Raw genomic sequence first — 12,617 nt, 5'->3', positions numbered from 1 at the left:
TCAACATATAAAACTGATATTTTCATACTCGCGTTAACACGCTATTTCGCACAGGATATCGCCAAAAACTTCAACTTAATGACTAAGATTTACGCAGAGTCTCCAGTGACTATTCGTACTGCAATTCGTCGTTCTCAATTGGTTTTAAAGAAAGAGCATGCAAAGTGGAACGAGATTAGAACACTAGCCAATCAAAACCCACATGAACTAGTAGAACTCATCACTATATGCGAAGCATTCCAATCAGCACATAAAGACAGGCTAAATTTAGTAAAGGAATTCAGCGAACCGTTACAGACTTTAACTTTGTTTGAGTTGATGTCATTATCTGCTGCTTACTCATTTAAACACTTAAAGGAACAGGCTGTTTCGTTTGACGGTGGGCTCATAAGTGCAGATTCACAGATAAGAGCGTTAACAAAATTAATGCAATGGAAGCTGAGACATGTATCAAATGAAAGTTTTACCTTAAACGATTTAAAGATTTCACAGTCTTTAAAGAAATATCTTGCTCCTCTCATTTTTCCTTCAAATGAAGATAATTCTAGAGCAGAGGCTTTTTTAGAGGTTTTCAGTCAATTAGTGCAAGCTCAAGTGGAACTTGATGAGTTTATATCTCAGAGTGTTTATCCATTCTGTTTTGATGATTCGCTTCTTTTTTCGGTCAAAAATGAACGTTTAACATTGACGCATCTAGATAGTGATTTAGACGATACATGGGAGCGGAATGGAAATCGACAAAAAGCGCTTAAGGGTTATTGGTTTAATTTAGCAGTAGATGAGTTCATAAATTCTGGTATGGCATCCAAACAAATTGGAACAAGTGAGAACCATGAAAGAAACCAATTAGCTTACGTCAAAGCAATAGCAAGTTTACTTGAACTTCAGAGAGTGTATGGATTTACATCATCCGTGACTGTTAGTTCAGGATTCAACGTCAATCTGTTTCAAGCACTACTAGCTCAAGAGCTAATGATATCTTTTTATTTCAAGGAGTATATCGAAGCATTTGATCGAGAGTATGCAGAGGTAGGTGATTGGAAGAAAGCCATTGGATTAGTTGCCATACAAGGACTAACGACAGGACAAAATCGATTCCCCATCACATGGTCGCTTTGGAAAGATAAGGTCAACAGTATTGTCGGCTGGACGGTATCGGATGATTTCCCTAATGGCAATATCAATGCAGCTAAAGCAATTTTAGATTTCTGGTGCCTTGATTTGAAAAAAGGCAGTGCGCTTTTGAAAGCCTCACCGCCTATTGAACTTCAACAACTAACTGAAAAACCTGTCTTTAAAATGGGTAGTTATTGTGTTCAACTCCCTTGGCTAATGTCAGCTCAAATAAGTTCAGTTAATGCTGTAAATAATCTACGCCGATTTGCAAACCAACGTAGCTCATTGAAGGATGAGACAACAAGAATCGAAAACCAGCTAGGTGATGAATTCAAGCTCAGAGGGTTCTCAGTGTTAAAAAACTTTACCGCTAAAAGCTGTGGAGGATCAGAAGCTGGGGAAATAGATTTAATTTGTGTAATAGATAACATCGTGATTGTTATCGAAGTTAAATCTACGTATTGCAGAACGACTAAGTCTGAAATCTTTTATCATCGAGATAAAACTTTACGCAAAGCAGGTATACAAGTGAGGAAGAAAGTTGATGCAATAATAAGGGAGATTCAAATAGATGATCAGCTTAGAAAAACTTTAAAGTTAACTACCGAAACTCCCAACGTAGTTGGGTTTATTGCCGACACATCCATTGAATTTGACCATGAGTATTTTTCAGGTTTTATGAAAGTAACAATAGAAGAGCTTCTTATTGCATTAGCCGACAATGCCCACTTCTTATGTAACCAAGAACAAAAACTCCGGTCATCACTAGCGTCAGGTGAGGAGATGAACCTTGTTTCCGAAGCGCACTCACTGTACAAAAATGGGTTTAGTGGCAAAGAATTTCTAGAAGTTATAGAGCATTCTAAAGTCTGGGAAAGTGCAGAACATTTTAATTGTGATAACTCCTGAGAAATCTAGATAATTTCTAGGCTATCAATTTACGGTTCACCTGTAACTCACTTTTGTCCAAAACGAGTGTATCCGACCGTCTCATCTTCCTCTTAATTAACAGCCACTGAGTATAGAGCTTTATGATTAATGGCTTACAAGCTTCGCGTTATTCGGGGTAGGGTCATAGATAATCTGGAATAGTTTTTAATCGGCAATAAAAAAGGGCAGATAATGTATCTGCCCTTTATATTTAGTTACTTATAACTTGTCGTTATAGGCTCTCAACCGCAGTGCGTGGGTCAAGGTATTCCATATCAAATGCTTCAGCAACTTCTTTATAAGTTACTTTACCTTTGATGACGTTAAGGCCTTCTAGGAAGTGCTCGTCTTCAAGAAGTGCTTGCTTGTAGCCTTTGTTAGCCAGCTTGATGATGTACGGCAATGTCGCGTTGTTAAGCGCGAAAGTTGATGTACGCGGTACTGCACCTGGCATATTCGCAACGCAGTAGTGAACTACGTCATCAACAATGTATGTTGGCTCGTCATGAGTGGTTGGCTTTGAAGTCGCAATACAACCACCTTGGTCGATAGCTACGTCAACAATTGCGGCACCAGGTTTCATTGCTTTGATGTGCTCAGCAGTCACAAGCTTAGGTGCTGCAGCACCTGGGATAAGTACGCCACCAATCACTAAGTCGGCATCCAGTACGTGCTTCTCTAGCGCGTCGGCAGTTGAATACACTACTTTAGCAAGCGAACCAAACTGAGCGTTAAGGCTACGTAGTACATCAACGTTACGGTCTAAAATGGTCACATCAGCGCCTAGGCCGACAGCCATTTGGGCTGCGTTACGGCCAACCATACCGCCGCCGATAACCACAACTTTAGCAGGCTCAACACCTGGTACGCCACCAAGCAACATGCCAAGGCCTTGCTTTGACTTTTCAAGTGCCTGAGCACCAGCTTGGATAGACATACGACCCGCCACTTCTGACATTGGCGCAAGTAGCGGTAAACCGCCTTTAGCATCGGTTACGGTCTCGTATGCGATACAGATAGCGCCGCTTTTCACTAGGTCTTCAGTTTGTGGTAAATCTGGCGCTAGGTGAAGGTAAGTAAACAAGATTTGATCTTGGCGTAGCATCGCACGCTCAACAGCTTGCGGCTCTTTTACTTTGATGATCATCTCTGCTTGGGCGAACACATCTGCCGCATTTGGTAAGATTTTTGCGCCTACTTCGATGTAATCTTCGTCAGTAAAACCAATGCCTAAACCAGCATTCGTTTCAACAATGACTTCGTGACCATGGTTGATAAGCTCACGCGCGCTGGCTGGGATCATACCAACACGGTACTCATGGTTTTTTATCTCTTTTGGTACACCAATAATCATAGTTACTATACCTTTTGTGAACAGGAAAATTTTTCACTATTGTACTTATGCCTAAATAGTGTGTCTCACTGTTTTACATTTTCAAGCCAGTTGAATACACTTAAATCAAAGTAAAATTAGATAAATCCACTTTCATTAACTATGTATACACAACTAGACCGCATCGACCGTAAAATTTTAGTCGAATTGCAACGGGATGGCCGTATTTCCAACGTTGAATTGGCAAAACGAATTGGCCTCAGTGCGACCCCTTGTTTGGAACGCGTGAAAAAACTTGAGCGTGAAGGGTATATTCGTGGTTACAAAGCGGTGGTCGACCCCGCCAAGCTCGGTCAGGCGCTGCTGGTGTATGTGGAAGTGACCATTACCAAAACATCTCCCGATGTGTTTGACGAATTTAACCAAGCGGTAAAAAAGCACGATGAGATTGTGGAATGCCACTTAGTATCAGGGAACTTCGACTTTTTGCTGAAAACACGAGTGACCGATATGTCTGAGTATCGTCAGGTGCTTGGCGATATTTTGCTGAAGCTACCCAATATCAGCGAAAGCCGCACTTATGTGGTCATGGAAGAAGTAAAGGGTGAAGAGGCATTAATTATCCGTCCACAAGTTCCTTAAGGGCCCGTTAATGCTCGTGCCGATTACAATTACTGATTATAAACCCAGTGCATATTCAGCTGAGAATTGATAAGGTAAGAGTAATGCGCTGTAGTATCGAAAGAAAGAATAAGGATAATGGAATATGCGCCTAAATGGTGTCCAAAGACTGCTTGAAACTGGCTTAATAGTCAGCACCGCGCTAGCCATTTTTATTTTGTGTGCGCTGGTGAGTTTTGACCCAGCCGATCCGTCCTGGTCGCAAACAGGTGAGTTTGTCGATGTTAAAAATATCACCGGCACTGCGGGTGCGTGGGTGGCGGATATTTTATTATTTAGTTTTGGTTGGTTGGCGTTTTTAGTTCCCGCAGCCATTCAACTGTTTGGGTATCTCGTTTTTAAACGCCCCCACAGAGTGCTTAGCTTAGATTATGTTACCTTGGCGCTGCGCCTCATCGGGCTAGTACTGTTCACATTAAGCGCTTGCGCTATTAGCTCCATTAATTTTGACGATATTTTTTATTTTTCTTCCGGCGGGGTAGTGGGGGATGTTATTGCCGGTGCGATGATGCCAGCATTTAATTTCACGGGTACCTCAATCCTATTATTATGCTTTTTCTTTGCTGGTATGACCTTACTTACAGGTGTTTCTTGGGTTCAATTTGTTGATACCTTGGGCGCGTATGTTATGAAAGCGGCCTTGTTTGTCTGGCAATGGTTGCAAAGCAAACGTGGCCAATACCAAAGTGAGTTTGCTGAAGCAGAGCAGCGCAGCTTGGCCAATGAGCCAAATCCACAAGTGGAAGCGACGCAGAGCGCTCACGAGCCAAAGCTAGAAATTAAAAGCGATAACGCCGACACAGAAGTTGAAGCTGATAAAAACAAATCATTGTTAGATAAAGCTGCGGCTATGTTTGCGCCTGAACCTAAAAAAGAGCCTTGGCAGGAACAAAGCAGTGACAGTGATACGCAGAACGCTACTAAAGAGGCGCCTAAACAACATCCGGCATTTGATGATATTGATGCCATGCTCGGCGATGAGATGAATTTTAGCGCCATTGATGATGAGGGCTTTGATACCGTCAGCGCGCTCAACGAGCTAGACCAAGCGCCCACCGAGGCAACCCCAAGTACACAGCCCCAAAATAAAGGGGCAAATACGGCTGATACATCAGCGCACAAAGAGACCAACAATTCAGTGGCAACAACCACTGTGGCACACAAAAAAGCGCCAACAGCCAAAGAGAAATTCGAACAGCTATTAGAAGAAAAGCCGCCCATGGAGCCGCTACCTTCGTTGGATTTACTTGATAGGCCGGATAAACAGAAAAACCCCATTTCTGAAGAAGAGCTCGAGGCTGTCTCTCGGTTAGTTGAGAGCAAACTGCAAGATTTTGGCGTACAAGCGTCGGTTGTTGGAGTTTATCCTGGTCCGGTAGTTACACGCTTTGAACTCGATTTAGCACCGGGTGTAAAGGTCGCGAAAATCTCCGGTTTGTCGAAAGACTTAGCACGCTCGTTATCTGCGGTCAGTGTCCGTGTGGTCGAGGTGATCCCAGGGAAAACCTATGTCGGTCTTGAGCTGCCTAATAAACACCGCGAAATTGTGCGCCTATCAGAAGTGATTAATGCTCCTAAGTTTGAGCAAAATAAATCGCCACTGACCATGGTGTTAGGTAAAGACATTGCCGGGCAACCTGTGGTTGCAGACCTAGCCAAAATGCCGCACTTGTTGGTAGCGGGTACCACCGGCTCGGGTAAGTCAGTGGGCGTTAATGTGATGATTTTAAGCTTGCTATATAAATCGCCACCAGAAGATGTGCGCATGATCATGATCGACCCGAAAATGCTGGAGTTATCGGTGTACGAGGGGATCCCACACCTACTGTGTGAAGTGGTTACTGATATGAAAGAAGCGGCCAATGCACTGCGTTGGTGTGTTGGTGAAATGGAGCGCCGCTATAAATTGATGTCGGCTTTAGGGGTGCGTAACCTTAAGGGCTACAACCAAAAAGTGCTTGATGCTAAAGCCGCAGGGGAACCTATTTTAGATCCTTTGTTCAAAGATACAGATGGCATGGCTGATGGGCCGCAAGAGCTAGACAAGTTACCCAGCATTGTCGTGGTGATTGATGAATTCGCCGATATGATGATGATTGTTGGTAAAAAAGTGGAAGAGCTCATTGCCCGAATCGCACAAAAAGCACGGGCTGCAGGCATTCATTTGGTATTGGCTACACAGCGTCCATCGGTGGATGTGATCACCGGCCTGATCAAAGCCAATATCCCTACACGTATGGCGTTTCAGGTGTCCTCGAAAATAGACTCGCGCACTATTCTTGACCAACAAGGGGCCGAGCATCTTTTAGGCATGGGTGACATGCTGTATTTACCACCCGGGACCAGTGTGCCAATCCGTGTTCATGGCGCCTTTGTTGACGACCATGAGGTTCACGCGGTTGTGAGTGATTGGAAGGCCCGAGGTAAACCTGATTATGTGGATGAAATACTCAATGGTGACGCCGTCGAAGACGTATTGCTGCCAGGGGAAACATCCGAAGACGGCGACGATGAATCAGACCCACTGTATGACGAGGCCTGCGCTTTTGTTATTGAAAGTGGTCGTGTGTCGGTATCAAGTGTACAGCGTAAACTGCGTGTTGGTTATAACCGCGCGGCGCGATTGGTTGAACAAATGGAGCACTCCGGTTTAGTCAGTTCGCCCGGCCATAATGGCGCCCGCGAAGTGCTAGTTAAGAATAACGCTGGCTAAGGAAGTAATATGAAACAATTTTTATATAGCGCAGTGGCAAGTGTCGCCCTGTTTTCATCTACGGTTTTTGCCGACGACGCACAGATGCTGCAACAACAGCTAAAGGGTTTGGACTCGCTCAGCTCGGCTTTTTCACAGCAAGTGTTTGACCCGCAGGGGCAGCTGGTGAGTGAAAGTAAAGGCACGTTGCAACTAGAACAACCACGGAAAATTCGTTGGGAGCAACAACAACCAGACGAAACCTTGTTTGTATCCAACGGGGTTGATAGCTATTACTTTGACCCTTTCGCCGAGCAAGTGACGGTACTGGATACCTCTAAACTAATTGATAATACGCCGTTTATTCTGCTCACCACAGAAGATGACGAGTTGTGGCAGCAGTTTAGTATCAAGCACATCGAAGCCGGCTTTGAGATTACTCCGAAAAATACTGAAGATGCGCAAGTAGAAAAGCTGACGTTGCATTTTGATGAGCAGCAACAAGTTGCGGCGCTTGAGGTGCTTGACCAATCAGGTCAGCGTTCACACTTTCATTTTGATGCGCCCAAGCGCAATGTTGATATTGATGACAGCGTGTTTGAATTTACCATTCCTGAGCACGTGTTTGTTGATGACCAGCGTGCGCCACAAGCCGAGATAAACCGTGGCGAATAATTTCTCCCTAGATTTTGCCCCCGATGTGCGCCCGTTGGCGGCGCGCATGCGCCCACACACATTGGATCAGTACATCGGCCAAAGCCACATATTAGGCACAGAGCAACCCTTGTATCAGGCCATTAAAAGTGGCCACTGTCACAGCTTAATTTTGTGGGGGCCACCTGGAGTCGGTAAGACCACGCTGGCGCATATTATTGCGCACCACAGTGATGCCCAGTTTTTGGAGTTGTCAGCGGTCAGCGCCGGGGTGAAAGATATCCGTGAGGCCGTTGCCAGTGCCAGCGACTTGCTGCAACAACAAGGCAAACGCAGCTTATTGTTTGTGGATGAAGTACACCGCTTTAATAAGTCGCAGCAAGATGCACTATTGCCGCATGTTGAAAACGGCACCTTCATCTTTATTGGCGCCACCACAGAGAACCCCTCTTTTGCACTGAATAACGCCGTGCTGTCGCGCGCCAGAGTGTACACGCTAAAAAAGCTGTCAGCAGAAGATTTGCAGGCAGTAGTGAATCAGGCCCTGCAACAGGATGACATTCTTCGCCAGCAAGGCGTGACCATCGAGCCCGATAGCCTTGAGCAGTTGTGCCACAGCGCCAATGGCGATGCTCGCAGTGTACTTAATCTGCTGGAAGTGGCGGCAAATCTGGCGCAGCAACACCAAGGCTGTATTAATCAGGCGGTGCTCAAGCAAGTCGCGCCGCAAATGGTTGCTCAATACGATAAGGGGGGCGATCATTACTACGATTTGATTTCTGCTTTTCATAAATCAGTGCGCGGCTCTGCGCCGGACGCGGCATTGTATTGGTATTGCCGTATTCTCACCGCCGGAGGCGATCCCTTGTATGTGGCGCGGCGGCTATTAGCGATTGCCACCGAAGACATCGGCAATGCAGATCCCAAAGCGATGGAGGTGGCGCTGAATGCTTGGGATATTTTTCACCGCGTTGGCCCCAGCGAAGGTGAACGAGCCATAGCTCAAGCCACCTTATACCTAGCTAGTGCGCCGAAAAGTAATGCCGTATATATGGCCTTTAATGAGGCCAAACGTCATGCGAAAGAGACCGCTCACCTCGATGTGCCTTATCACATTCGCAATGCGCCCACGCAATTAATGAAAGAGCAGGGCTTCGGCGAGGATTATCGCTATGCCCACAACGAGCCGGGAGCCTATGCAGCAGGCGAGAACTTCTTCCCCGAGGAGATTGCTGACAGCCGCTATTATCACCCGAGCGATCGTGGTTTAGAAAAACGCATTAGTGATAAACTTGCTTATTTGCAAGAGCGTGATGCGCAAAGTGACAGGAAGCGCTATGAGCGCTCTTAGTACCTACTTTTTTATTGCCATTGGCGGGGCCTTGGGTGCCTGCGCCCGCTTTGGTATAAGTGAATTAGCACTAAAACTGCTGCCTAAGGGATTCCCTTTTGGCACGCTGGCGGTTAATATTCTCGGTTCATTGTTAATGGGCATATTATATGGCCTGTTGGATCGCGAAATGCTATCGCATCCGCACCGCGTCACACTCGGAGTCGGGTTTTTGGGCGCGCTGACAACATTTTCTACATTTTCCATGGATACGCTGTTGTTGCTTCAGCAAGGGCAGTGGTTGAAAGTGGCGTTAAACGTCCTCCTTAATGTGGGGATGTGTATATTTATGGCTTGGATAGGCCTCATGCTAACAACGCAAAAAGGTTAAAAACTCACATGTTAGACTCAAAGTATCTTCGTCAGGACGTAGAGCAAACAGCAGCCCGTTTAAAGGCACGTGGCTTTGAATTAGACGTAGCGAAACTGGCACAACTCGAAGAACAACGTAAAGCGCTACAGACTAAAACGCAAGAATTACAAAGCGAGCGTAACTCCCGTTCCAAAGCCATTGGTCAAGCGAAGGCGAAGGGTGAAGATATTCAACCTTTATTGGATGCCGTTGCCAACTTAGGTGATGAGCTCGAAAATGCCAAAAAAGAGCAAGATGCCGTCCTCAATGAATTAAAAGACATTGCCTTAGGCCTGCCTAATTTGCCAGCAGAAGATGTTCCTGCGGGCAACGATGAAGACGACAACGTCGAGGTGAGCCGCTGGGGTGAGCCAAAAAGCTATGACTTTGAGGTTAAAGACCACGTTGATTTAGGCGAAGCGCTGGATAAAGGGCTGGATTTTGAAGCCGGGGTGAAGCTCTCGGGTGCCCGCTTTACAGTAATGCGTGGGCAAATCGCGCGCATGCATCGCGCGTTGGTGCAATTTATGCTCGATACGCACACCGATAAAAACGGCTATACCGAAATGTATGTGCCTTATTTAGTGAATAAAGACAGCTTGTTAGGCACAGGTCAGCTACCTAAGTTTGCAGAAGACTTATTCCACACAGAGAAACTGGGTGATCACGATGATGGCTTCAGCCTGATCCCTACCGCTGAAGTGCCACTGACGAACTGTGCGCGTGATGAAATCTTTGAAGAAAAAGAGCTGCCAGTACGAATGACTGCCCATACACCGTGTTTTCGTAGTGAAGCGGGCAGCTATGGCCGCGATACGCGGGGCTTAATTCGTCAGCACCAGTTCGATAAAGTTGAGTTAGTGCAATTGGTTAAACCTGAAGACTCAATGCAGGCACTGGAAGATCTAACTTCTCATGCCGAGCAAATCTTGCAGGCGCTTGAGTTGCCATATCGTAAAGTGGTGTTGTGTACCGGCGATATGGGCTTTGGTGCAATGAAAACCTATGACTTAGAAGTGTGGTTGCCAGCACAAGACACCTATCGCGAAATTTCGTCTTGTTCAAATATGGGCGACTTCCAAGCGCGCCGTATGCAAGCGCGTTTCCGTCGCGCGGGCGAGAAAAAACCAGAGCTGTTGCATACACTCAATGGTTCAGGGTTAGCCGTGGGCCGTACGTTAGTGGCTATTTTGGAGAATTACCAACAGGCGGATGGCAGTATAGAAGTGCCACAGGCGCTGCGCCCTTACATGGGTGGGTTAGAGCGTATCAGTGCTGCGTAATTATCAGTAGCTTATTGAAAAGGCCGCATTTTTAGCGGCCTTTTTTGATCGCACCGCACGCCTTGACCGTAGCTAATACAAAGCAAGTTACAAGGAGAAAGTATGGACTATTCTGCGGTTATTTTGGTGTCATTGGTGTTGTTTGCCTGGATGTTGGTAGCGCAGTGGTTTGTGGCATCAACTGTAAAGGCGAGGGCCGATAACGCCGTGCCTGGAAAAATTGATGATAACCTGTCTCACGACTCATTTATTTTTCGTGCCCACCGAACGTTTCAAAATACATTAGAAAACGCGCCACTCTATATTGTTTGTGCTTTGGTCGGTCTGCACTTGGGGGTGTCAGGGCCCATCTTCGCTATTGCCAGCGCAGTATTTGTCGCCGCTAGAGTCGTTCATATGCTGCTTTACTACGTGATTGCCACTGAATCCAACCCCAGCCCCCGAAGTTACTTCTTTATGATCGGCTGGCTCGCGAATATCGTGATGCTCGTGCTACTCACACTGGAAATCTTATTCTTTTAATCTTTTGGGTGTACTGCTATGAGCGTGTAACAGTTAAATACCTATGAAGAAGGAAAGGAGTTCTGAAAGCGGGTGGAGGTAAACTCACTCGCTTTTTTATTAGAACGGTTTGGGGGCAGTGGCAAATTCGAACTAATATAAGCCACTTTTCCTTAGTTACCGGCTTTTTTGAGCGAGTGACCAATATTAATCTCTAACTTGTTGTGGGTAGTACTTTCCTAACACCAGCTAGGGTGTTGTACCAGCCAATGCGCTCCTTCCAAAGCTTGCCACCTACAAAGACTCTATGATAATGAATTCGGTTAATTTTAAACAACTCCAGCTTATGTACCGCAGGCTTTCAACTATCGAAATTTGTGACTTAAATCACCGTTTAAGTTTCGCTGTAACGTATAAAGGGGTGCAGCCTTCTTGTTGTGAAATGTGATTACTTCTATTAGTGTAAGATTTAATTTAATTTTTTGAAGCTTCATTAGTGTGTCTATACATCATAGGCCACCTCCTATCTTACAAGGTAGCAAACCTTGTAAGGTCTCACTAATAAGCTGTTAAGTTACTAGGATAGGACGTGCGTAAATTTATAAATCTAAGTAAATATAGGCAAAAGGAGCTTAACTCCAATTTCCCAGAACTATTTAAAATTTACGGCGCCGAAGATTCATCTCACTATGAAAGAATAGCAGTATCGGTTTTTGATCATTGGTTAACTCGTGAAGAGTTTCAAAATGATTACCCTTCAAGAGAAGAGCATTTGCAGAGAAATGAAGCTTTGTACAATTTTGCTAAAGTAATGGCAGCAAATACTGAAGTGCTTAATTTCAAATTCAAAGGTAAATGGGATAAGTGTTACCCATGCTTTAGAAAATTTGGCTCTCAAGAAGCTATGTTAGATTACCTACAGCCAGCAGGTGATAACGATTCATCAGATAAATTCTGCAAATTAGTTCTACCCGAATTTAATGCAGTGTATTTTGAAAGTTGGGATTACACGAATGTTTTTTACATTCAAAACGATAGTGTCATATCTGAAATTAAAAAATGGGCTAGTGAAGCAGGCGTATATTGCTTAGAGTATTAGTAACTTAACAAAGTGCTTAAAGGGCGGACACAAAAAGCTTGGCTGTGCTCGTTCCTCGCAAATTTTAGCCAAGCATTTTGTGCCGTTTAGCACGGCGTTATATTTACATGGAGTTCACCCGTTGAAGTTTAGTCAATTTATACTTTCTTTTATGATCGCATCGAGTGCTCATGCAGATCAGCAAGCTCTTCGTTTAGCCAAATATATTGGCAACCTAAACATGTATGACGTTACTTTTGCGTTGGTAGACTCCAAATGCAGTACATCCTATTCATTGACGAAAAAGCAAATTGAAGAAATTAATAAATTAACTTTAGAAAAAACACGGGTATCGTATAAAAAATTCAACTCAATTATTGGCGATCCCGAACTCACACTAGAAATGGCTGAAGAATCAATTCAACCGCTTCTTGATAGCAACTGTAATTCTAAATTACTTGAGTATTGGTATTCTAAAGTATCAAAAGACTTCGATAAAAATTTGTCAGAACTAAGAAATGAAGAACCAACGAGTGTGCAAATAAAGTAAATATAACAAGGCCATTATGGCAATTGGACGCAAAACGCTTGGCTTGCGCTCCTTCGT

The 12,617-nt window shown here is 44.8% G+C and carries 11 protein-coding genes; 10 read left to right on the top strand and 1 reads right to left on the bottom strand.

All coding sequences use genetic code 11. From position 1 onward, the window contains the following. The coding region (locus tag W04_RS19015; RefSeq protein WP_053911929.1) for a hypothetical protein at window positions 1-2,025 on the top strand (2,025 nt) is incomplete at its 5' end. 253 nt (window positions 2,026-2,278) lie between these two features. Here W04_RS19015 and ald read toward each other — a convergent pair. Further along, window positions 2,279-3,400 (bottom strand): alanine dehydrogenase, encoded by a 1,122-nt coding sequence (gene ald / locus W04_RS18600; protein WP_022944180.1) that lies wholly within the window; start codon window positions 3,398-3,400, stop codon window positions 2,279-2,281. A gap of 141 nt (window positions 3,401-3,541) precedes the next feature. Here ald and lrp point away from each other — a divergent pair, with 141 nt between their 5' ends. The 9 genes from lrp to W04_RS18555 all read left to right on the top strand — a co-directional run bounded on the left by lrp (window position 3,542) and on the right by W04_RS18555 (window position 12,560). Next, a complete protein-coding gene (gene lrp, locus W04_RS18595; protein WP_022944181.1) occupies window positions 3,542-4,021 on the top strand; it encodes a leucine-responsive transcriptional regulator Lrp in 480 nt (159 codons plus the stop codon). A gap of 124 nt (window positions 4,022-4,145) precedes the next feature. Further along, window positions 4,146-6,773 (top strand): DNA translocase FtsK, encoded by a 2,628-nt coding sequence (locus W04_RS18590; protein ID WP_053911928.1) that lies wholly within the window; start codon window positions 4,146-4,148, stop codon window positions 6,771-6,773. Window positions 6,774-6,782: 9 nt separating this feature from the next. Beyond that, on the top strand, window positions 6,783-7,427 hold the full coding sequence (gene lolA, locus W04_RS18585) for an outer membrane lipoprotein chaperone LolA (RefSeq protein WP_053911927.1): 645 nt from the start codon (window positions 6,783-6,785) through the stop codon (window positions 7,425-7,427). 46 nt (window positions 7,428-7,473) lie between these two features. Next, window positions 7,474-8,757 (top strand): replication-associated recombination protein A, encoded by a 1,284-nt coding sequence (locus W04_RS18580; protein WP_053911930.1) that lies wholly within the window; start codon window positions 7,474-7,476, stop codon window positions 8,755-8,757. After that, window positions 8,744-9,127 (top strand): fluoride efflux transporter CrcB, encoded by a 384-nt coding sequence (gene crcB / locus W04_RS18575; protein ID WP_022944185.1) that lies wholly within the window; start codon window positions 8,744-8,746, stop codon window positions 9,125-9,127. Before W04_RS18580 ends, crcB begins: the two co-directional genes overlap by 14 nt. Before the next feature lie 8 nt (window positions 9,128-9,135). Further along, window positions 9,136-10,431 carry a serine--tRNA ligase gene (serS, locus tag W04_RS18570; protein WP_053911926.1) on the top strand — a complete coding sequence of 432 codons (1,296 nt, stop codon included), beginning with the start codon at window positions 9,136-9,138 and terminating at the stop codon, window positions 10,429-10,431. Window positions 10,432-10,533: 102 nt separating this feature from the next. After that, a complete protein-coding gene (locus W04_RS18565) occupies window positions 10,534-10,953 on the top strand; it encodes an MAPEG family protein (RefSeq protein ID WP_053911925.1) in 420 nt (139 codons plus the stop codon). 568 nt (window positions 10,954-11,521) lie between these two features. Beyond that, window positions 11,522-12,031 (top strand): hypothetical protein, encoded by a 510-nt coding sequence (locus W04_RS18560; RefSeq protein WP_053911924.1) that lies wholly within the window; start codon window positions 11,522-11,524, stop codon window positions 12,029-12,031. 121 nt (window positions 12,032-12,152) lie between these two features. Continuing rightward, the gene (locus W04_RS18555; RefSeq protein WP_053911923.1) at window positions 12,153-12,560 is read left to right on the top strand and encodes a hypothetical protein; all 408 of its coding nucleotides are present in this window, start codon (window positions 12,153-12,155) and stop codon (window positions 12,558-12,560) included. Window positions 12,561-12,617: the final 57 nt, after the last annotated feature.

The organism is Pseudoalteromonas sp. SW0106-04 (genome assembly GCF_001293805.1).
GTDB classification, from domain to species: Bacteria; Pseudomonadota; Gammaproteobacteria; order Enterobacterales; family Alteromonadaceae; genus Pseudoalteromonas; species Pseudoalteromonas ruthenica.
This window is presented reverse-complemented; position numbering and strand designations above follow the sequence as displayed.